This is a genomic window from Cellulomonas sp. P24, assembly GCF_024704385.1.
Taxonomy (GTDB): Bacteria; Actinomycetota; Actinomycetes; order Actinomycetales; family Cellulomonadaceae; genus JAJDFX01.
The window spans coordinates 2,271,235-2,290,632 of sequence record NZ_JAJDFX010000002.1; the positions used below are offsets into that span (position 1 = coordinate 2,271,235).

At 71.0% G+C, this 19,398-nt stretch carries 19 protein-coding genes and 1 pseudogene; 12 read left to right on the forward strand and 8 right to left on the reverse strand.

Translation table 11 applies throughout. The features are described 5' to 3' along the window. Nucleotides 1-85: 85 nt before the first annotated feature. Entirely contained in the window at nucleotides 86-1,465 is a 1,380-nt protein-coding gene (locus LJB74_RS10600) for an aminopeptidase C (protein WP_259308498.1), read from the forward strand. Nucleotides 1,466-1,532: 67 nt separating this feature from the next. Here the strand turns inward: LJB74_RS10600 and LJB74_RS10605 are convergent, their stop codons facing one another. The 5 genes from LJB74_RS10605 to LJB74_RS10625 form a co-directional block, all read right to left on the reverse strand. Then, nucleotides 1,533-2,096, reverse strand: coding sequence for a hypothetical protein (locus LJB74_RS10605; RefSeq protein ID WP_259308499.1), 564 nt, complete (start codon nucleotides 2,094-2,096; stop codon nucleotides 1,533-1,535). Nucleotides 2,097-2,191: 95 nt separating this feature from the next. After that, nucleotides 2,192-2,680, reverse strand: coding sequence for a DUF2510 domain-containing protein (locus LJB74_RS10610; protein ID WP_259308500.1), 489 nt, complete (start codon nucleotides 2,678-2,680; stop codon nucleotides 2,192-2,194). An 80-nt stretch (nucleotides 2,681-2,760) separates the two neighbouring features. Further along, on the reverse strand, nucleotides 2,761-3,483 hold the full coding sequence (deoD, locus tag LJB74_RS10615; protein ID WP_259308501.1) for a purine-nucleoside phosphorylase: 723 nt from the start codon (nucleotides 3,481-3,483) through the stop codon (nucleotides 2,761-2,763). 16 nt (nucleotides 3,484-3,499) lie between these two features. Next, the gene (locus LJB74_RS10620) at nucleotides 3,500-4,351 is read right to left on the reverse strand and encodes a pentapeptide repeat-containing protein (RefSeq protein WP_259308502.1); all 852 of its coding nucleotides are present in this window, start codon (nucleotides 4,349-4,351) and stop codon (nucleotides 3,500-3,502) included. Beyond that, complete coding sequence (locus LJB74_RS10625) at nucleotides 4,348-4,818, reverse strand: hypothetical protein (protein WP_259308503.1); 471 nt, start codon at nucleotides 4,816-4,818, stop codon at nucleotides 4,348-4,350. Before LJB74_RS10625 ends, LJB74_RS10620 begins: the two co-directional genes overlap by 4 nt. A gap of 109 nt (nucleotides 4,819-4,927) precedes the next feature. Here LJB74_RS10625 and LJB74_RS10630 point away from each other — a divergent pair, with 109 nt between their 5' ends. Together LJB74_RS10630 and LJB74_RS10635 are read left to right on the forward strand one after the other, a co-directional pair. Further along, nucleotides 4,928-5,314 carry a nucleotide pyrophosphohydrolase gene (locus LJB74_RS10630; RefSeq protein WP_259308504.1) on the forward strand — a complete coding sequence of 129 codons (387 nt, stop codon included), beginning with the start codon at nucleotides 4,928-4,930 and terminating at the stop codon, nucleotides 5,312-5,314. 102 nt (nucleotides 5,315-5,416) lie between these two features. Then, nucleotides 5,417-5,689: a hypothetical protein gene (locus LJB74_RS10635; protein ID WP_259308505.1), complete on the forward strand. Its 273-nt coding sequence runs from the start codon at nucleotides 5,417-5,419 to the stop codon at nucleotides 5,687-5,689. Between the two features lie 110 nt (nucleotides 5,690-5,799). Here LJB74_RS10635 and LJB74_RS10640 read toward each other — a convergent pair whose 3' ends face one another. Further along, complete coding sequence (locus LJB74_RS10640) at nucleotides 5,800-6,105, reverse strand: hypothetical protein (RefSeq protein WP_259308506.1); 306 nt, start codon at nucleotides 6,103-6,105, stop codon at nucleotides 5,800-5,802. A gap of 404 nt (nucleotides 6,106-6,509) precedes the next feature. On the opposite strand from LJB74_RS10640, the gene LJB74_RS10645 reads away from it, so the two are divergent. From LJB74_RS10645 to LJB74_RS10660, 4 genes are all read left to right on the forward strand, one after another. Next, nucleotides 6,510-6,986, forward strand: a complete 477-nt coding sequence (locus LJB74_RS10645) for a DUF6318 family protein (RefSeq protein WP_259310338.1) — start codon at nucleotides 6,510-6,512, stop codon at nucleotides 6,984-6,986. A gap of 277 nt (nucleotides 6,987-7,263) precedes the next feature. Then, on the forward strand, nucleotides 7,264-7,905 hold the full coding sequence (locus LJB74_RS10650) for a PKD domain-containing protein (protein WP_259308507.1): 642 nt from the start codon (nucleotides 7,264-7,266) through the stop codon (nucleotides 7,903-7,905). Nucleotides 7,906-7,918: 13 nt separating this feature from the next. Then, nucleotides 7,919-8,296, forward strand: a complete 378-nt coding sequence (locus LJB74_RS10655) for a hypothetical protein (RefSeq protein ID WP_259308508.1) — start codon at nucleotides 7,919-7,921, stop codon at nucleotides 8,294-8,296. A 296-nt stretch (nucleotides 8,297-8,592) separates the two neighbouring features. Further along, entirely contained in the window at nucleotides 8,593-10,053 is a 1,461-nt protein-coding gene (locus LJB74_RS10660) for a DUF2079 domain-containing protein (protein WP_259308509.1), read from the forward strand. Nucleotides 10,054-10,063: 10 nt separating this feature from the next. Here LJB74_RS10660 and LJB74_RS10665 read toward each other — a convergent pair whose 3' ends face one another. Further along, nucleotides 10,064-11,521 carry an XRE family transcriptional regulator gene (locus LJB74_RS10665; protein ID WP_259308510.1) on the reverse strand — a complete coding sequence of 486 codons (1,458 nt, stop codon included), beginning with the start codon at nucleotides 11,519-11,521 and terminating at the stop codon, nucleotides 10,064-10,066. Nucleotides 11,522-11,756: 235 nt separating this feature from the next. Here LJB74_RS10665 and aceA point away from each other — a divergent pair. Next, nucleotides 11,757-13,026: pseudogene (aceA, locus tag LJB74_RS10670) on the forward strand (isocitrate lyase). Nucleotides 13,027-13,169: 143 nt separating this feature from the next. Further along, on the forward strand, nucleotides 13,170-14,864 hold the full coding sequence (aceB, locus tag LJB74_RS10675) for a malate synthase A (RefSeq protein ID WP_259308511.1): 1,695 nt from the start codon (nucleotides 13,170-13,172) through the stop codon (nucleotides 14,862-14,864). An 84-nt stretch (nucleotides 14,865-14,948) separates the two neighbouring features. On the opposite strand, the gene LJB74_RS10680 is transcribed toward aceB, so the two are convergent. After that, nucleotides 14,949-16,100 (reverse strand): ROK family transcriptional regulator, encoded by a 1,152-nt coding sequence (locus LJB74_RS10680; RefSeq protein WP_259308512.1) that lies wholly within the window; start codon nucleotides 16,098-16,100, stop codon nucleotides 14,949-14,951. Nucleotides 16,101-16,303: 203 nt separating this feature from the next. Between LJB74_RS10680 and LJB74_RS10685 the strand changes: the two genes are divergently transcribed. From LJB74_RS10685 to LJB74_RS10695, 3 genes are read left to right on the forward strand one after another with little or no spacing between them, the layout of a single operon-like run. Beyond that, nucleotides 16,304-17,596, forward strand: a complete 1,293-nt coding sequence (locus LJB74_RS10685) for an extracellular solute-binding protein (protein ID WP_259308513.1) — start codon at nucleotides 16,304-16,306, stop codon at nucleotides 17,594-17,596. 4 nt (nucleotides 17,597-17,600) lie between these two features. Continuing rightward, a complete protein-coding gene (locus LJB74_RS10690) occupies nucleotides 17,601-18,557 on the forward strand; it encodes a carbohydrate ABC transporter permease (protein ID WP_259308514.1) in 957 nt (318 codons plus the stop codon). Continuing rightward, nucleotides 18,554-19,396, forward strand: a complete 843-nt coding sequence (locus LJB74_RS10695) for a carbohydrate ABC transporter permease (protein ID WP_259308515.1) — start codon at nucleotides 18,554-18,556, stop codon at nucleotides 19,394-19,396. Before LJB74_RS10690 ends, LJB74_RS10695 begins: the two co-directional genes overlap by 4 nt. Nucleotides 19,397-19,398 lie beyond the last annotated feature (2 nt).

Genomic DNA, 19,398 nt, shown 5'->3' on the forward strand with positions numbered 1-19,398 from the left:
GGGTGGCGCGCCGCCGGGTCTAGGGTGGAACCGCCCCGCGGAGCCACCCTCCCCGCACCGACCGCAGAATCGAGTGAACCGGCACATGACCAGCACGCTCTCCCCCGCCGAGACGGACCGCGCCGAGAACGGGGAGGAGGCCGTGCTGACCCCCGCCACGCTGCAGGCGCTCGCGGACGGGTTCGCCGCCGACCCCCGCGCGGTCCTCGCGCAGAACGCCGTCACGCGAGCCGGCCTCGAGCAGGTCGCCGTGAACCACGCGCGTCAGGTGTCGATCTCCACGACCGTCTCGCACCGGCTCGACGACTGGACGGTCGCGAACCAGAAGAAGTCCGGCCGCTGCTGGCTGTTCGCCGCGCTCAACCTGTTCCGGTTCGAGACGCGCAAGCAGCTCGGCGTGAAGACCTTCGAGTTCTCGCAGAACCACGCGATGTTCTGGGACAAGCTCGAGCGCGTCAACTACTTCCTCACCGACGTGATCGGGACGGCCGGCCGCCCCGCGGACGACCGGCTGGTGACGTTCCTGCTCGCCGAGGTCATGGGCGACGGCGGTCAGTGGAACATGGCGATGAACGTGTTCCGCAAGCACGGGGTCGTGCCCAAGGAGGCGATGCCCGAGACCGAGTCGTCGAGCGCCACCGCGGTGATGAACCGCTCGCTGCGCACGCTGCTGCGCCGTGCCGCACGTGACCTGCGCGACCTCGTCGCGACTGGTGCCGACGAGCAGGCGCTCGCGGCGGCGCGCGAGGCCGTCGTGGCGGATGCCTACCGGATCCTGTCGATCCACCTCGGCACGCCGCCGTCGTCGTTCGACTGGCAGTGGCGCGACGACGAGGGCGAGAACCACCAGGTCGGGCGTCTGACCCCGCAGGACTTCTTCCGGCTGTACGTCTCGGTGCCGGTCGACGAGTACGTGTGCCTGGTCGACGACCCGCGCCCCGAGCACCCCAAGGGACACCCGCTCACGATCGAGCACCTCGGCAACGTGATCGGCGGCGAGCCCGTCCTCTACCTCAACACCGAGGTCGAGCTCATGAAGAAGCTCGCGATGGACGCGATCGTGGCCGGGGAGCCGGTCTGGTTCGGGTGCGACGTCGCGCAGCAGATGCTCCGGACGGATGGCCTGTGGGCCGCCGACCTGCTCGACCTCGAGGGCGTGTACGGGACCGAGCTGGCGATGTCCAAGGAGGACCGCGTCCGCTACGGCGAGTCGCTCATGACGCACGCGATGCTGCTGACCGGCGTCGACGTCGTCGACGGGGTGCCGCGCCGGTGGCGGGTCGAGAACTCGTGGGGCGACGAGCACGGCGACAAGGGGTTCTTCACGATGGACGACTCGTGGTTCAACGAGTACGTCTTCGAGGTCGCGGTCCGTCGGTCGGCGCTGCCCGAGCCCCTGCAGGCCGCCCTCGCAGAGCCGCCGCTCGCCCTCCCGGCATGGGACCCGATGGGCGCGCTCGCCTGAGGTGACCGCCCTGCGGTGACGACGCCGCGCAGGCGACGAGCCCGGAGCGCCCGACGGTGCTCCGGGCTCAGCCCTGCAACGTCTGGGTCGCGCGGCCGAGGATCTCGGTGAGCACGCCCGGCGTGTAGACGTCGGACTCGTCGACCTGCCCCTCGTCGAGGGTCGCCCACTTCCAGCGCGGTGCGATCGGGATGTCCGTCCCGCGCTCACCGAGCCGGAGGTCGAGCACGGCCGCGAAGTGGTAGCCGAACCGCGTCTGCAGCGCGCGGGCGCGGGCGAACGCCTCGCCGTCGGGGTCGTCGATCGCGCTGTCCGTCGCGAGCTCGAGCAGGAGCAGGTTGTGCTCCGGTCCGAGCTTGCCGCGATGGTGGACGATCAGGTCGGGGATGCGTCGGCCCTCGGCGTCGACCAGCCGGACGGACTCCTCGAGGTGCATGCCGGAGCGGTTGTACTCGCAGTCGACGTCCCAGGACGCCTCGATCATCGGGCGCAGGTGCCACCCGAGGTGGAACGCCACCGCGCGCTCGCTGGGGCGGCTCGTGCCGACGGCCAGGCTCAGCAGCGACCACTCGTCGACGATGGTCGTCGTCAGCGCGATGCGGACACGGTCCTGCAGATCGGTGAGCAGCATGAAGCGAACCGTATCGCCCCGTCCGCGCGGGCGGGGGCGGTTGTCCATCGTCGGAGGGCGCGCGACGCCTGCTCCGCCCGGGGTCGAGCTCGGTCCTACCGGAGGACGTAGGCCGTCAAGAGGTACGCGCCGAGCACGGTCACGGCGGTCCCGACGACGATCGCGAAGACGGCTCGACCTCGCCCGTGCCCACCCTGACGGGCCCGGGCCATCGCCCACAGCCCGAACGCGATCGCGATCGGCCCCAACGGCCAGACCACCAGGGCGACCAGGCCGACGTACCCGGCGGTGATCGCCTGCCACGAGCGTCCGATCGGGATCATCCAGTGGAGCGGGTCGGACGGCGAGGAGCCCGCGGGCAGTGGCGGCGCCATGGTCGCCCCGGTCAACCCTGCCGGGGTCCGCTGGGTGGGGACCACGGCGACACGCGGCGCCGGGAGGGGCGGCGGGGGCAGCACGGCCACCTGTGCCGCCGGGTCGGGTGCGGTCCGCTCCGTCCACTCGGCACCGTCGAACCACCGGAGCACACCCTTCGTGTGGCCGTCGTCGTACCAGCCGGCGGGTGGGTACTGCAGCGTGCTCATACCGTGGTGATCGACCGTCGGCGCCGTGAACTTGACGGCTTCACGCGAGATCGAGGGTCGTGGCCCGCGGCGTCGGGCCCTCAGGCGGTGGCGAAGGCCGCGACGGCGAGCGCGACTGCCCGGTCGAACAGCAGCTCGCGCTCGTCCGCGGGCAGCGACGCCTCACGGAACAGCAGGTCCGAGATCGTGCAGATCGCGAGGGCCTCGCCGCCCTCCGCGTTCGCGACCGCGTAGAGACCGGCCGCCTCCATCTCGACGGCGAGGGTGCCGTGCTTGACGAGAAGCGCGGTGGTCTCGGGGCGGTCGGCGTAGAAGACGTCGCTGGAGAGAACGGCGCCCACGTGCACACCGTCGGGTGTCGCACCGGGTCGCAGGCCGGACGCCTGGGCCGCCGCGGTGGCGAGCGCGAAGCTCGGGGCGTGGCTGTAGTGGATCCCCGGGATGCGGTTCGCGCTCACCGCGGAGTCCGTGTGGGCCGCGCTGGCGATCACGACGTCGCCCAGGTCGAGGTGCGTCGCCATGCCGCCGGCCGTGCCGATCCGGATGATCCTCTTGACGCCGTAGAACCGGAACAGCTCCGTGGCGTAGATCGAGATGGAGGGGATGCCCATCCCGGAGGCGAGCACCGAGACCGGCCGTCCGCCGACGGTCCCGGTGAACCCGAGGATGCCGCGGACCTGGGTGACCTGGCGGGCGTCGTCGAGGACGGTCTCGGCGATGTGACGGGCGCGACGGGGGTCGCCGGGCATGAGGACGTCCGGGGCGAAGTCACCCGGGTCGGCGCTGATGTGCGGGGTAGCCATGCGCCGACCCTAGTCCTCAGCGGCGGGTCGTCGACGCCCAGTGCGCGGGGCGGGTGAGGTGGGCGGGAACGCCGGTGGACGCGTCGCCGGTCGCGGCGTCGAGCTGGGCCTGGGTCACGAACAGCGCGCCGGCGAGCGTGGCCCCGCGCAGGTCCGCCCCGCGGAGGTCCGCACCGATGAGGTCGGCGCCGCGCAGGTCGGCGCCGCGGAGGTTCGCGCCGATCAGGTACGCCCCCCGCAGCACGGCTCCGCGGAGGTCCGCCCCCGCGAGCGTCGCGCCGATGAGGTCCGCTCCGCGGCGGTCCGGCCCGCGATGCCCGGTCGCGGCACGCGCCAGCTCGCTCGCGCGCAGGAGCAGCGTGTTCGCCCCGGCCCGGATGGCATCCACGTCGATCTCGAGCAGCGCCTCCGGTGGCCGGTGGGTCAGCGCGTCGACGTCCGCGTACGTCCGCTCGAGGTCGGCGCGGATCGGCCGTGCCTGCTCGAGGTCGAGCGCCTCGCCGAGGTACCGGAGGAGCTCGTGCAGGTTCCGCATGACGGGGAAGACCGCGAACATCTGCGCTGCCGTCGCGCGGTCCTGGCGCCAGTCGCGACCACCGAAGGTGACCTGGGAGACCTTCTGCCCGGCGCCGAAGCAGTCGTACACCGTGCAGCCGGCGAAGCCGTCGGTGCGCAGGCGTTCGTGGATGCCGCACCGGAAGTCCGTCCGGAGGTTCACGCAGGGCGTGCCGGCCGGCTTGTCGATCGCGAAGTCGGCTGACGCGGCGAACGCGGGCACCACGCAGCACAGTCCGAAGCAGCTCGCGCAGTCGGCGCGAAGGGTCGCGCGATCCGACGCGGCCGTGGCGGGGTCAGGCCGGTCGCTCATGAGATGTCGTCGGGCTCCGGCGTCACCGCCGCCACCTCACCGGCGACCCGCCGGTCCCACCAGCGGAACACCCACACCGACACGACCGGGGCGAGCAGGACGAGGGAGAGAGACGGGCTGGCGAGGACGTCGAGGTCGACCAGCCACCCGATGACCACACCGATCACCACCCCGGTGCCGAGGGTCGCGATCGCGGCCCAGCCGACGACCGTCGCGCGCCGGCCCGGCGGGAAGAGCCGGTGCGACGCCCATCCAGCCAGGGACATCCACGCGAGGAAGTCGATGACGACGCCCACGAGGGTCCCGACCAGCACCGCGACGAGGTTCGACCACCCGTCGGACGGACCCACCGAGCTGACGATCGACCAGGTGGCCAGCCATCCGGCGAGGAAGCCGATGACGACCCCGCCGACGATCGCCACGGACGGCAGGAGCACGAGCTGGCGGGAGCGGTGGCGCGGGTCCATGCATCTCCTTCGGGCCGGACGGTGCTCGCACTATAGGTCGCGTGGTGGTCCGGCGTCAGGCGCGGGTCGCGAGGGTGAGTCCGCCGCGCGGATGTGCCATCGTGACGCCATGACGGAGAGTCCGGAGCAGGGGTTCGCGCCCGCCGGGGAGCCTGAGGTCGCCGAGCTCACGCGACTGGTCCGCGAGTTCAGCGTCGAGCGGGACTGGGAGCAGTTCCACGACCCGAAGTCGCTGATCCTCGCGATGGTGGGCGAGGTCGGGGAGCTGGCGGAGCTGTTCCAGTGGGTCCCGGCGCACGAGGCGGTCACGCGGTTCTCCATGGAGGGGCGCCAGGCGCGCGCCGGTGAGGAGATCGCGGACGTGCTGATCTACCTGATCCGGCTCGCGGACGTGCTCGGCCTGGACCTCGCTGCGGTCACCCGCGCGAAGCTGGCGGACTCGTCCCGGCGGTTCGCCGTCGACGAGGTGCACGGCCGGGCGCCGGAGAAGGAGTAGGTCGCACCGCCGAGCCGACTCGAGCCTCGGGATACGTCGAGGCTCTCCACAGAAGTGTCCGGGGCGGCGCGGTGTGGGCTCCGGATCGACTGGACTCGCCGCATGACCACAACAGCTCAGCGTTCTCCCGCCCGCCCACGGCTCGTCCGGGTGGTCGCGGCCGCACTCATGGCCTCTCCGCTGCTTCTCGCCGCCTGCTCGTCCGGCGGTGGCGCGGGTGAGGTGCCGTCGAGTGCCCCTGCCACCACCGCGACGACCCACACCGCGAGTCCCACCGTGCCCGACGACCTCAGCCCGGAGCGGCCGCGAACGATGCCGCGAGAAGTGCCGGCCGACGACGTGTCCGCTTCGAGCGGCCTGACCGGAGGCGGATGAGCGTCGTCTCGCCGGGACGAGCCCGGGAGCCTGGATCGGCTCCCGGGCTCGTCACCACGCGATGCAGGTCACCAGGTGACGACCGCCAGGCTGGTCAGGCGTGAGCGCCGTCAGCGCATCGGCGACGGACGCGACTGAACCGCGTGGACGAACTCGATGGCCTCGGCCTCGCTGACCACGCGGGACTCCTTGTGCGCCTGCATCCACAGGTCGGGGTTGTCCATCGAGCCCGCGATCCGGTCGATGCGGACGGCGGCACCGTCGACGTCCGACGTCGTGACGGCGCTGAGATGCCAGGTGACCGGAAAGCCCAGCTCGGGGTCGGTCCCGTGCAGCACGGGCGGGATCGTCCGGCGGAGCGCGGGCGTTGCGGAGTCGGTCACCCGGCTGGGCGTGCGCTTCACGTCGTTGCTCATCGGTCCGTCCTCCTCGTCATGTCGCGTCGATACCTCCCTGATCGACCCACCGTCCCGCGATCTGAACGGGTGACCGGGAGGACTCGCCGGGATGTCGCGATTTCACCCGAAGAGACCGCAGATGTGGGGATCGGACGGCCGTCCACAGGAGGACGTTCGGTCCTGTCCGGTTTGGCCGGATTCTCGCTAGCGTCGCGCGGGTGGATGACGCGATGGGGGCGGACGTGGCGCGATCGACGGACGAGCAACGGTCTGCCGCGCTCAGAGCGGTGCAGTGCATGAACGCAGCGGCAGGCGAACGCCAGCGACGGTGGACTCGCGTGGTTCTGGGCGTCGCGGCGGCCGTCCTTTTCGCCGGAGCGTGCACCGGACCCAGACCTGCGCCCGTGACGCCATCGCCGTCGATGCGGGCGACGGCCACCTCCGTGCCGGGCCCGACATCGCCGACGGCAGCGAAGCCGACTCGTCCGGCGGAGATGGACCTCGCCGACGAGCGCGGCGCGGAGGCGGCTGCCCGGTACTTCTTCGAGCTGTACGCGTACGTCGTCGTGACCGGCGAGACCTCCGAGTGGGATGCGATGTCGTGGCAGACGTGCGAGTTCTGCGCGAGCATCCGGACGAAGACCCGCGCCGATGTCGAAGAAGGAGCGATCTATGGCGGTGGCATGGTCACGATCTACGACGTGAACGTGGGTTACGACGACCTGCTTGACGGCTACCCAGTTGAGCTGAGCTACGCACAGGCGCCGGCGACGCGCACGGCGCGTGATGGGACGGTCGCACACATGAGTGGGAACTCAGGTCGGATCCAGGTGGATCTGAAGGTCGTCGACTCACAGTGGCGCGTCTTGCAGGTGTCGAAGGCAGAGACCGCGCTGTGAGCCGATTCCGAACTCGCGTCGTGCTCGTCGGGCTCGGTTCGACATTGGTCATGTGCGCCGGACCGGTCGTAGCCGGGGCGACTGCCCGCGAGATCGCGGCGTCCGAGGATGCGGTGCACATGAGGCCCTCTCGGTCGGGAGATGTCGGACCGCCACCTGCCTCGCAGGACGTGTCTCTCGGAGTGAACGTCAAGGGTGACTCCGCACTGATTCGCGCCAGCAAGCTCGCGGCCGGGGGAGAACCGTTGCCTCGCCCAGTGCACCCGAGTATCGGCGGTTGTCGAGTCAGTTCTGCGGTCTGGCCGACGCGAGCTTCGACCCGACGTTGGTAGCCGGATCGGGAGGGGTGAACTGCGCGGACTTCGTCGTCTCATGTCCCGACGGCGAGGTGTTGCGACAGGCCCTCTTCCGCCGGGAGTCGCCCGCTGATCCGTGGGTGCTCGCCGAGTCGCCGCACTGTGAGAAGGACCTGTCGGGTGCGGTGGCGGTGGAGTTCGCGCGGTTGGGGTTGCGGTCGTCGGTGGTGGGGGTTCAACCGTCGGGTGGGTGGTCGTTGGTGAACCTGCCGACGATCGTGTACGCCGACGGGGCGGTGCAGGAGTACGCGGCGACGGTGCTCGGGACACCGGTAGTCATCCGGGCCACACCGCTCAGGTACTCGTGGGACTTCGGCGAGGGTCTCGACCCGCTGGTGACCACCGATCCGGGGCGGCCCTACCCCGACCAGACGGTGTCACGCCCGTACGGAAAGCCGGGGACCTACACGGTCACCTTGACCACGACGTGGAGCGCGCAGTACCGCGCAGACGGTGCGGTCGACTGGCTGCCGGTCGCCGGCACCGCCACGACGACCACCACCGCACCCCCGTTGACGGTCTACGAAGCCCGCTCGCACCTCGTCGCCGATCCTCTGCGATGACCGCCGTGATCGAATGAGTGCCGTGCACCTCGACCTGAGCCCCCTGATGCTCACCGCGATCGGCCTGGTCGTGTACGGGGTCACTCATCGCTGGGTGGATCGTCGGCGCCGCGCATCGACCCGGCGTACGGGCGCGACGGGTACTCCGGCATCCTCACGTCCCTTGTCAGCCGTCGACGACGTTCCCGAGCTCCACGGGGTGGACGACCGCCGCGAGCCGCACACCGTCGACGACACCACCGAGCGACCCGTCCGACGGTGGTGGCGGAACCCCGTCGGCGCTGTGCCGATCGTCGTCGGGCTCGTGATGATCGTCGGCTACGCAGCCGTGGAACGGGCCTTCGGCACCGTCATCTCGATCGCTGCGTCGCTGTTCCTGCCGGGTCGCTGACTCCTCGACACCTCGGATCCCGACGCGCCTGTCGGGATCGGCCCGTCATGAGGCGCGCGCGCAGGTAGCGTGAGTGACGGGGTAGTGGCTGTGTCGTTCGGGTGGCCGAGCTGTCGGCAGGGCGCACGGTCGCAGAGCAGGGGGGGATCGGCCATGTCGTCAGCGCGCCACCGCAGCACAGTCGTCGGATCGGGCTGCCGGGAATGACGAGCACGCTCGAGGGTGATCGCTCTGCCGCGCCATCCGCCTCGGATGCGGCATCGCCCGGATGGCACTCACTCCTGTGGCGTGCGGTCGTGCGCCTGGGTGGGTCGTGGGTGGGGGTGCGTGCGCGGCGGTACCCGTCGCTCACGATCGGGTTCGGTGCGTTCGTCGTCTATGCGGCGACATCCCTGGTGCGGTTCGCCCGCATGTACTCGGGCATCGATCTGGCGATCTTCACCCAGGCCGTCAAGCAGTACGCCCAGGGTCACCTGCCGTGGTCCTACCTCAAGGCCGCCGGAGGGTTCGACCTGCTCGGGGACCACTTCTCCCCGATCGTGGCGCTCCTGGCCCCGTTCTACCGGCTCTGGCCCGACGCACGGGTGCTGCTGATCGCCCAGGCGGTCCTGGTCGGGCTCGGCGCGGGGATCGTGACCAGGTCCGCGGTGAGCGTGCTGGGCAAGCGGATCGGCGTGGCGGTCGGGGCGGGGTTCGTGCTGGCGTGGGGCATCCAGGCGATGGCACTGTTCGACTTCCATGCGGTCGCGTTCGCGGTGCCGCTGCTCGCCCTGTCCCTCGCGGAGCTGGTGCGGGAGCGCGAGGTGCGGGCGATCGCCTGGGCGCTGCCGCTGATGCTCGTCAAGGAAGACAGCGTCTTCCTGCTCCTCGGGATCGCCCTCTACCTGGCCGTACGGCGCCGGTGGCGACCGGCCGTCGGGCTGGCCGGGTTCGCGCTCGCGTCGTTCGTGCTGATCGTCGGGGTCGTGATCCCCGCGATGGGGTTCTACGGCAGGTACACGTACTGGTCGGCGTCGGCTGCGGCCGGCGATGCGCTGACGTCGTTGTGGACGAGCCTGACCACCGGCAAGGCGATCGTGCTGGTGCTGGTCCTGCTCGCCCCGAGTCTCGGGCTGGCCGCACGCTCACCACTCGCCCTGATCGCCTTGCCGTCCCTCGCCTCCCGGCTGACCTCGGCCAACGAGACCTACTGGGGTCCCGGGCTGCACTACAACGCCACGGTGACCGTCGTGATGGTCTTCGCAACCATCGACGCAATCCGCCGGATCCGCACCCGGCGCCGGTGGAACGACCAGACGCTCACCCGCACCGCATGGGTACTCGTCGCGGTGGCCCTGGTCGGCTCCTGGTGGCTCCCGCTGGGCCACACCACCTCCAGCGCCCTGCGATCCTGCCCGGCCTGCGCCGCCAAGACGGCCGCACTGAACGCAATCCCGGACGGCGTCTCGGTCGCCGCCGACGACACCCTCGCGTCCTACCTCGTCGACCGCGACTACGTCCACGAGCTCCGACCCGGGCTGTTCGACACCACCGGCGATCGCATCTACCCGGAGTATCTGGCGATCGACCGGATCTTCGACGGTGTGGACGCGTCGCCACAGCGATTCGACGGGTGGCGCAACAAGCTCATCCAACCTGCGGGCAGCTTCGGCGCCACCTACCAGTTCGTCTGCGAGTACGTGCAGGCGAAGTCCGCCACCGCCTACTACTACGACGTCATGATCCTCAAGACCCCGTACCCCTCCAGTCCGCGCTGAACCGGATCGCTCACGACGCCGCAGGCGCGTGGCGGTCGAGGAACTGGTACACCTCGGTCGTGTCGACGCCGGGGAACGCGCCGGTCGGCAGCGCGGCGAGGGTGCTCGCATGCGGCCGTGCGCTCGGCCACGACTTGTCCGCCCAGCGGGTCGCCAGCTCGGTCGGTGGCTGCCGGCAGCACGACGCATCGGGGCAGCGCGAGACCGAGCGCGCGGTCGTCTCGCGGCCCCGGAACCAGCGCACATGACTGAACGGCACCCCGACACTCACGGAGAACTCACCCTCCGAGGAGCCCTGCACCCGCGACGTGCACCAGAAGGTTCCCGTCGGCGTGTCCGTGAGCTGGTAGTAGGGGCTGAACCGGTCGGCGATCCCGAACACCATGCGCGCCGTCCAGTGCTTGCACACGGGCTGCCCCTCGATCGCCCCGAGCGCGTCGGACGGGAAGCGCACGCCGTCGTTCTCGTAGGCCTTGTGCAACGTCCCGCTCTCGTGGACCTTCATGAAGTGCACGGGCAGCCCGAGGTGCCGTGTCGCGAGGTTGGTGAACCGGTGCGCGGCGGTCTCGTACGGGACCGCGAACGCGTCCCGCAGGTCCTCGATCGACAGCCGGCGCTCGGCCTTGGCCTCGAGCAGGAACGCCGTCGTGCCCTCCTCGGGCAGCAGCAGGGCCGCCGCGAGGTAGTTCGTCTCGACGCGTTGCCGCAGGAAGTCGCCGTAGTCCTTCGGCTCGGTGTGCCCGAGCACGTGGCTCGCGATCGCCTGGAGCAGCGGTGACCGCGGGTCGCTCGTCGCGGAGATCCGGTGCGGCAGGTAGATGCGGCCGTTCGCGAGGTCGGTGACCGACCGGGTCGAGTGCGGGAGGTCGTGCACGTAGTGCAGCGTGAAGCCGAGGTGCGCGGCGATGTCCGCCGTCCCGCGCTGCGACAGCGGGCCTCCCGGGTGGTTCGTGGCGGCGAGCAGCCGACGTGCGTGCTCCTCGAGGTCCGGGAAGTAGTTGTCCTGGGCGCGCATCGTCCTGCGGAGCTCGGCGTTCGCGCGGCGGGCCTCCTCGGGGGTGGCCGCGGTCTCGGTGAGCAGGCGCTGCACCTCGGCCTTGAGTCGCACCAGAGCATCGAGCGCGTCCGTCGGCAGCGACTTGCCGACCTTGACGGCGGGGATGCCGAGAGAGGCGAAGAGCGGTCCGCGTTGTGCGCGCTCGAGCTCGACCTCGAGCGCCGCGCGGCGGGAGGGCGGCTCGGTGGACAGCAGCTCCGCGAGCGTCACGTCGAGCGTCGCGGCGACCTGGGTGAGCAGGGAGAGCGACGGCTCCCGGTGGCCGTTCTCGAGCACCGAGACCTGGGAGGCGGCGCGTCCGATGGCCGCACCGAGCTCGTCGAGGGTCATCCCCCGTGCGGTCCGTAGGTGCCGGATGCGGCGACCGAGCACGAGGGTGTCGAGGGCCGGGGGCGTCGTCGTCGGAGCCATGAGCCACGGTCGCATCCCACGCGGCTTTCGTCCAGTAGAAATTCCGCACTTCTTCTGCTCGATCTTCGGGAGAAGAGGGGTTGACCTTCCCTCACAGTGGTCGCACGGCACGCAACGACGCGACATCCCGGAGGACATCGTGAGCACCCAGACCGCACACCGTGCGACCACAACGACCCGCCCGCGCACCCGCCCCGAGGCGTGGGCCGGCGCCCGTCCCGGTGACCAGACCACCGTGGCCGAGGCCCTCGCGACCGAGTGGGAGGCGAACCCCCGCTGGGCCGGGATCCGCCGTCTGCACTCGGCCGAGGACGTCATCGCCCTGCGCGGAAGCGTCCGCGAGGAGCACACGCTCGCCCGCAGGGGGGGCCGAGCGTCTGTGGGAGCTTTTGCACACCCGCGACTTCGTCCCGGCGCTCGGTGCCCTCACCGGCAACCAGGCGGTGCAGCAGGTGCGTGGCGGCCTCGAGGCCATCTACCTCTCCGGCTGGCAGGTCGCCGCGGACGCCAACCTCAGCGGCCAGACCTACCCGGACCAGAGCCTCTACCCGGTCAACTCGGTGCCGGCGGTCGTGCGGCGCATCAACAACGCGTTGCTGCGCGCAGACGGCATCGAGTTCGCCGAGAACGGCGGGCAGCGGATGCGTGAGTGGCTCGCGCCGATCGTGGCCGACGCCGAGGCCGGCTTCGGTGGGCCGCTCAACGCGTACGAGCTGATGCACGCGATGATCGCCGCGGGTGCCGCCGGGGTGCACTGGGAGGACCAGCTCGCGGCCGAGAAGAAGTGCGGTCACCTCGGCGGCAAGGTGCTCGTCCCGACCTCGCAGCACGTCCGAACACTCTCCGCCGCGCGTCTTGCGGCCGACGTCGCCGGGGTGCCGAGCGTCATCGTCGCGCGGACCGACGCGCTCGGTGCGGACCTCATGACGTCGGACATCGACCCGCGTGACGAGCCGTTCCTCACCGGGGAGCGCACGACCGAGGGGTACTTCCGGGTGACCCCCGGCCTGGACGCCGTGGTCGCCCGGTCGATGGCCTACGCGGAGGTCGCGGACCTGCTCTGGGTCGAGACGTCCACGCCGGACATCGCGCTCGCGGCCGAGTTCGCGGAGCGGATCCACGAGCGCTTCCCGGACAAGCTGCTCGCCTACAACTGCTCGCCGTCGTTCAACTGGCGCGCCCACCTGGACGACACGCAGATCGCCGGCTTCCAGAAGGAGCTCGCGACGCACGGCTACGCGTTCCAGTTCATCACCCTCGCCGGCTTCCACGCCCTCAACCACTCCATGTTCACGCTCGCGCACGACTACGCCGAGCGCGGCATGAGCGCCTACGTCGAGCTCCAGCAGGCCGAGATCGCCTCAGAGCCCGACGGCTACACCGCCACGCGCCACCAGCGCGAGGTCGGCACCGGGTACTTCGACCGGGTGGCGACCGCCCTCAACCCTGACAGCGCCACCCTCGCGCTCACGGGCTCGACCGAGACCGCGCAGTTCACCCACTGACGCGCTCTCGCACCGGTCCGGTCTCGCGATCGGGCTCACCCCCGGACGACCTCGTCGTCCGGACGAGTCCGATCGCGAGACCGTCCGGCTCTCGGCCCGAACGACCCGACTCGATCCGAACGCCTCCTGAAGGTGAGCACGCCATGAGCACCCCGACGCTGTCCCCGACCACCCCGCACCGTCCGACGTCGCCCGCGACGACCGCCAACGCCCTGCGCACCTCGACCCCGCGCCTCGAGATCACCGGCCCGGACACCCCGGGCATCGACGAGGTCCTGACCCCGGACGCGCTGGCGTTCGTCACCGAGCTGCACACGCGGTTCGCCGGACCCCGCCACGACCTCCTCCTGGCCCGTCAGCGCCGTCGCGAGCGGTTCGCGAACGGGGTCGACCCCGACTTCCGCCGGGAGACCGCGCACATCCGCGCCGACCCGAGCTGGCGCGTCGCCGGCCCGGGGCCCGGGCTGGAGGACCGGCGCGTCGAGATCACCGGCCCGACGGACCGCAAGATGACCGTCAACGCGCTGAACTCCGGCGCGCGCGTCTGGCTCGCCGACCTCGAGGACGCGACCTCTCCCACCTGGGAGAACATCATCGGCGGCCAGGCCAACCTGGCCGCAGCGATCCGCGGTCGGATCGACTTCACGTCGGCCGACGGGCGCGAGTACCGCGTCGGGCCGACGACGCCGACGATCGTCATGCGGCCGCGCGGCTGGCACCTGACCGAGAAGCACCTGCGGTTCACCGACCGCGCGGGGCAGTCCACCCCGGCCTCCGGGAGCCTGGTCGACGCCGGGCTGTATCTGTTCCACAACGCGCAGGCCCTGATCGACGCCGGCCGCGGCCCGTACCTGTACCTGCCGAAGCTCGAGGGCTACCTCGAGGCGCGGCTGTGGGACGAGGTCTTCACGTTCACCGAGGAGCGCCTCGGGATCCCGCACGGGACGATCCGCGCGACGGTGCTGATCGAGACCATCACGGCGGCCTTCGAGATGGAGGAGATCCTCTACGAGCTGAAGGACCACTGCGCGGGGCTGAACGCCGGACGCTGGGACTACATCTTCAGCATCATCAAGAACTTCCGGCAGCGCGGCCGGCGGTTCGTGCTGCCCGACCGGTCACGGGTCACGATGACCGTCCCGTTCATGCGGTCGTACACCGAGCTGCTCGTCGCCACGTGCCACCGCCGCGGTGCGCACGCGATCGGCGGGATGTCGGCGTTCATCCCGAACCGCCGGGACGGCGACGTCACCGCGCGGGCGCTCGACCAGGTCCGCGCCGACAAGGAGCGCGAGGCCGGGCAGGGCTACGACGGGACCTGGGTCGCGCACCCGGACCTGGTGGCCGTCGCCCGGGAGGCCTTCGACGCGGTGCTCGGCGATCGCCCGGACCAGCGCGACCGGTTGCGGGAGGACGTCCGGGTGACGGCGGCGGACCTGCTCGACATCCCGTCGGCGGGTGGCAGCGAGCCGGGTGCGGTGACGGACGCCGGTCTGCGCGGCAACATCCGCGTCGCGCTGCGGTACCTGGAGTCGTGGCTGCGCGGCACGGGCGCGGTGGCGATCGACGACCTCATGGAAGACGCCGCGACGGCCGAGATCGCCCGGTCGCAGGTGTGGCAGTGGATCCACCAGGGGATCGTCACCGCGGAGGGGACGCGCATCGACGCGGCGCTCGCCGAGGCCGTGCTCGACGTCGTCCTGGCCGGGCTGCCGCGCACCGAGGGCGACCGGTTCGACGACGCGGCGGACCTGTTCCGTCAGGTCGCTCTCGCCGAGGAGTACCCGCCGTTCCTGACGGTGCCGGCGTACGCGCAGTACCTCGTCGAGCGGGGCTGACCGGCCGGGTCGACGAGCATCGGGCGGCGTGGGCGCACGGGGAACCCCCGTCGGGCCCGCGCCGCCCGGGCGTGTGCGCGCCGGTCAGAGGTCGCCGTCGTCCATCCCGAGCACGTAGCGCTGGATGGCCAGCACGGCAGCACCGCGGCACCACTTCCGGGTGTCGGCGAGGTGCACGACGACGTCGACGGGTGAGGCGCGACGGTCCCGGTCCAGGCGGATGCCGGCCTGGACCGCGTCGCTGGCGACCTCGGCGAGGCGGGCTCCCTCGCCGCCGATCAGGACGCGCTCGGCGAGCGTGAGGTTGGCGACCGCGGCGATCAGCCGGCCGAGGCCGTGACCGCCCTGGTCGACGATCGCGCGGGCGGCCGGGTCGCCGGCCTCGGCGAGGTCGAGGGCGTCGTCGTAGTCCACCGGGCGGCCGAGCGCCTCGGAGAGCAGGCGCGTGATCGACGGCATCGTGAGGATGCTCTGCGCGCAGCCGCGGTGACCGTCGGGGCACAGCGGGCCGAGCGGGTCGAGCGGCCAGTGACCGACGAGCCCCACCCCGGAGTCGGGGCCGAGCACGATGCGGTCGTGGATCACGGTGCCGTACCCGACCGCGGCGCCGAGGGTGACGATCGCGAACCGGTCGAGCCCCTGGCCGGCGCCGAACCAGTGCTCGAACTCGGTGAGGGCCGTGAGGTCGTTGCCGACCACCGTCGGCAGCCCGGTGCGTTCCTCGACGAGCCTGCCGAGCGGCGCGTCGACCCAGTCGAGGAACGGCGCGCGCGCGACCACCGAGGAGTCGAGCACGAGGCCGCCGAGCCCGATGCCGAGGGCGGTGACGGACGGCACGGCGTCGGCGAGCTCGCGGGTCAGCGACGCGAGGGTGTCGGCGACGGCGCCCGGGTCGCGCGAGGCGAGCGGGGCGTCGGCCTCGGCGGCCACCTCGGAGCGGAGGTTCGTGGCGACGCCGAACGCGCGCTCACCGGTGAGCTTGATCCCGACGAAGTGGTGGGACTCGGCGACGACGTCGAGCGGGCGTGACCCGCGGCCGACACGTCCGGTCGGCTGCTCGTCCGCCTCGACGAGCAGCCCGGACTCGAGGAGCGGTGCGCTGAGCCGGGTGAGCGAGCCCTGCGACAGGTCGAGCCGACGTGCGACCTCCGAGCGGGAGAGCGGCCCGTAGCGCAGGATCTGGAGGGCAACGGCTCTCGAGGCCCCGCTCTTGGGGGGCCAGGGTGGTGGCGTCACGTGCACGGGGTCGGACCTCCTCGTCGGTGCGTCGTCAGGATGCCACGGGGGTTGCTTTTGGTCAAGAAGTAATAACGATCGTCGCGCCGGCCTGCTGCCGCCGTTGACGCCGAATTGCTTTTGCAGTAGAAGTAGTCCAACGGCATGGAGCGATCCCCCCCTCGCGCTGCGTGCCGGACCCCTTCCACGAACGGAGATCCGCAATGAAGCGCTCCCTGACCGCCCTGGCCGTGACAGCTGTGCTCACGACCGCGACCCTCGCCCTCTCGGGCTGCTCGGGGTCGACCTCGGGCGCCACCGGTGCCACCGCAGGGACGGCCGCACCCGTCACGCTCACGATGTGGGGCACGTACGGCAACGGCGGCAACACCGCGCAGACCGACGTCCTCACCAAGACGCTCATCCCGGCGTTCGAGGCGTCCCACCCCGGCATCACCGTGACGTACGTCGACATCCCCTACGACTCGCTCAAGCAGAAGCTCACGACCGGCGCGGCCGGCGGCGAGCTGCCGGACCTCGTGCGCTCCGACATCGGCTGGGTCGCCCAGTTCGCCCAGCTCGGGGTCCTCGCGCCGCTCGACGAGAAGATGAAGGACTTCACGACGCTCTCCGCCGCGACCTACCCCGGGTCTCTCGCGACCAACGCCTGGAACGGCCACTACTACGGCCTCCCGCTGGACACCAACACCCGCGTCCTGGTCACCAGCCAGGCCGCTCTCGACGCCGCCGGCATGAGCAAGCCGCCCGCCACGTTCGACGAGCTGAAGGCGATGGCCACGGCCCTCAAGGGCAAGAACATCGCGGTGTTCGCGGACTCGGGCCTGCAGGGCTGGAACATTCTGCCGTGGATCTGGTCGGGCGGCGGGGAGATCACCGACGCCAAGCAGACCACCGCCACCGGCTACCTCGACGGCCCCAAGAGCGTCGCCGCCGTCCAGATGCTCGTCGACCTCTACAAGCAGGGCGCGATCCCGAACCTCATCACCGGCAACTCCGGCGCGACGTCGACCTCGGACGGCCTGCCCAAGGGTGAGTACGCCACGATCCTCGACGGCCCGTGGATGCGGGACATCTGGAAGGGCCAGTACCCCGACTTCACGCCGATCTACGCCCCGGTCCCGGCCGGTGCCGGCGGGTCGGTCTCCGTGGTCGGCGGCGAGGACATCGTGATCCCGGCGACCACCACGCACCTGGACGCCGCGACCGAGTTCGTCCGGTTCACCCAGAGCGACGAGTTCCAGCTGGCGATGGCGAAGGTCGGGCAGATGCCCGTCGTGGCCTCGGCCGGCACCAAGGCCGCGACCGCCGACCCGTTCTACGCCCCGTTCGCCACGCAGCTCGCGACCGCCAAGCCGCGACTGGTGATCCCGCAGTCCTCCCAGGTGGACACGATCCTGTCCACCGAGCTGACCCCCGCCTTCGAGGGGACGACGACGGTGCAGGCCGCCCTCACGAGCGCCGCGAAGCAGATCGACGCCCTGTTGACGAGCAAGTGATCCCATGATCGACAGCACCCAGCCCCAGGCCCTGCGCGCGGCGACATCCCCCGTCGCCGCGCGCACGGCCCGGCGCCGCCGCCGCGCGGGCCGCGCCACGCCCTACCTGTTCCTCGCGCCGGCGCTGGTGCTGTTCATCGGGCTGATCGTCTACCCGATGGTCCGTGCCTTCCAGATGAGCTTCTACGACTGGAAGGTGCTCGCCGGGGCGACGAGCACGTTCATCGGGCTCGACAACTACACGCGCGCGATGGGTGACCCGGTCTTCTGGCGCGGCCTTGCGAACAGCGGCGTGTACATGGCGCTCTCGGTGCCGCCGCAGATCGTCCTCGGACTGCTCATCGCGATGCTGCTCAAGGCCAAGAGCCCCTCGCAGCCCGTCTACCGCGTGCTGTTCTACCTGCCGGTCGTCACGAGCTGGGTCGTCGTCTCGCTGCTCTTCAAGTACCTGTTCGCCGACAAGGGCCTCATCAACTGGGCGCTCGCGGACGTGCTGCACCTCGGGGACGGCTCGACGTCGTGGCTCTCGAGCCGATGGACCGCGCTGATCGCGATCTGCGCGCTCGGCGTCTGGAAGGGCATCGGCTGGTCGATGATGATCTTCCTCGCCGCGCTCCAGGGCGTGCCGAAGGAGCTCGAGGAGGCCGCCGTCATGGACGGCGCCAACCGGTGGCAACGGTTCCGCGTCGTGACCGTCCCAGCTATTCGGCCCGCGCTCGTGTTCGTCGTCGTCATGCTCGTGATCGGCGGGTTCAACGTCTTCACCTCGGTGCTCCTCATGACCGGCGGCGGACCGGGCGGCCAGACCGAGGTGTTGCTCACCTACATGTACCGGCAGGCCTTCACGAACCTCGACTTCGGGTACGGCTCCGCGATCGCCGTGATCCTCACCGTGATCGTGTTCCTCCTGTCCCTCGCCCAGATGCGCCTGTTCCGCAGCACCGACGAGGAGGAGCGATGAGCACGCTGCACCGCCGGCGCCCGGTCTCGGGCGCGCTGCGGCACGTCCTGCTGATCGTCGGCGCCCTGATCATGCTGACGCCGTTCGTCTACATGGTCTCGACGTCGTTCAAGAGCCAGGCGTACGTCCTGACGATCCCCCCGCAGTTCGTGCCCGACCCGGCGACCCTGGACAACTACGTCCAGGTGCTCACGACGCAGAACTTCGCGGCGTACTTCATGAACTCGGTCGTCGTCGCGCTGACGTCCACGGTGATCTCGGTGCTGATCAGCTCGATGATGGCGTACGCGTTCGCACGGTTCCGGTTCCCCGGCCGCGAGCTGCTGTTCCGGCTCGTCCTGGTAGGCCTGATGGTGCCCGCGATGATGCTGATCATCCCGCAGTTCATCCTGGCCAAGCAGCTCGGCCTGATCGACTCGCTGCAGGGGCTGATCGTCTTCTACGTCGCGGCCTCGATCTCGCTCAACACGTTCCTGCTGCGCAGCTTCTTCGCGTCGATCCCCGGCGAGCTCGACGACGCGATGCAGGTCGACGGCGCCAACGCGTGGACCCGCTACTGGCGGCTCGTGATGCCGCTGTCCACCCCCGCGCTCGCCACCACGACGATCTTCACGTTCCTCGCCACGTGGGACGAGTTCGCCTGGGCGCTGACGATCATCAACGACCCGAGCAAGCGCACCCTGCCGCTCGCGATCCAGCTCTTCCAGGGGCAGAACGCCACCCAGTGGGGCCTCGTGTTCGCCGCGTCCGTCGTCGCGGTGCTCCCGGTGATCCTCGTGTTCCTCATCTTCCAGAAGTACTTCGTGCAGGGCCTCACCAGCGGGGCCGTGAAGGGATGACG

What these genes read in the sequence shown, in the direction of transcription:
- LJB74_RS10600 (WP_259308498.1), top strand. Translation starts at nt 86, where the DNA reads ATGACCAGCACGCTCTCCCCCGCCGAGACGGACCGCGCCGAGAACGGG.
- LJB74_RS10605 (WP_259308499.1), bottom strand. Translation starts at nt 2,096, where the DNA reads ATGCTGCTCACCGATCTGCAGGACCGTGTCCGCATCGCGCTGACGACG.
- LJB74_RS10610 (WP_259308500.1), bottom strand. Translation starts at nt 2,680, where the DNA reads ATGAGCACGCTGCAGTACCCACCCGCCGGCTGGTACGACGACGGCCAC.
- deoD (WP_259308501.1), bottom strand. Translation starts at nt 3,483, where the DNA reads ATGGCTACCCCGCACATCAGCGCCGACCCGGGTGACTTCGCCCCGGAC.
- LJB74_RS10620 (WP_259308502.1), bottom strand. Translation starts at nt 4,351, where the DNA reads ATGAGCGACCGGCCTGACCCCGCCACGGCCGCGTCGGATCGCGCGACC.
- LJB74_RS10625 (WP_259308503.1), bottom strand. Translation starts at nt 4,818, where the DNA reads ATGGACCCGCGCCACCGCTCCCGCCAGCTCGTGCTCCTGCCGTCCGTG.
- LJB74_RS10630 (WP_259308504.1), top strand. Translation starts at nt 4,928, where the DNA reads ATGACGGAGAGTCCGGAGCAGGGGTTCGCGCCCGCCGGGGAGCCTGAG.
- LJB74_RS10635 (WP_259308505.1), top strand. Translation starts at nt 5,417, where the DNA reads ATGACCACAACAGCTCAGCGTTCTCCCGCCCGCCCACGGCTCGTCCGG.
- LJB74_RS10640 (WP_259308506.1), bottom strand. Translation starts at nt 6,105, where the DNA reads ATGAGCAACGACGTGAAGCGCACGCCCAGCCGGGTGACCGACTCCGCA.
- LJB74_RS10645 (WP_259310338.1), top strand. Translation starts at nt 6,510, where the DNA reads ATGCGGGCGACGGCCACCTCCGTGCCGGGCCCGACATCGCCGACGGCA.
- LJB74_RS10655 (WP_259308508.1), top strand. Translation starts at nt 7,919, where the DNA reads ATGAGTGCCGTGCACCTCGACCTGAGCCCCCTGATGCTCACCGCGATC.
- LJB74_RS10665 (WP_259308510.1), bottom strand. Translation starts at nt 11,521, where the DNA reads ATGGCTCCGACGACGACGCCCCCGGCCCTCGACACCCTCGTGCTCGGT.
- aceB (WP_259308511.1), top strand. Translation starts at nt 13,170, where the DNA reads ATGAGCACCCCGACGCTGTCCCCGACCACCCCGCACCGTCCGACGTCG.
- LJB74_RS10685 (WP_259308513.1), top strand. Translation starts at nt 16,304, where the DNA reads ATGAAGCGCTCCCTGACCGCCCTGGCCGTGACAGCTGTGCTCACGACC.
- LJB74_RS10690 (WP_259308514.1), top strand. Translation starts at nt 17,601, where the DNA reads ATGATCGACAGCACCCAGCCCCAGGCCCTGCGCGCGGCGACATCCCCC.
- LJB74_RS10695 (WP_259308515.1), top strand. Translation starts at nt 18,554, where the DNA reads ATGAGCACGCTGCACCGCCGGCGCCCGGTCTCGGGCGCGCTGCGGCAC.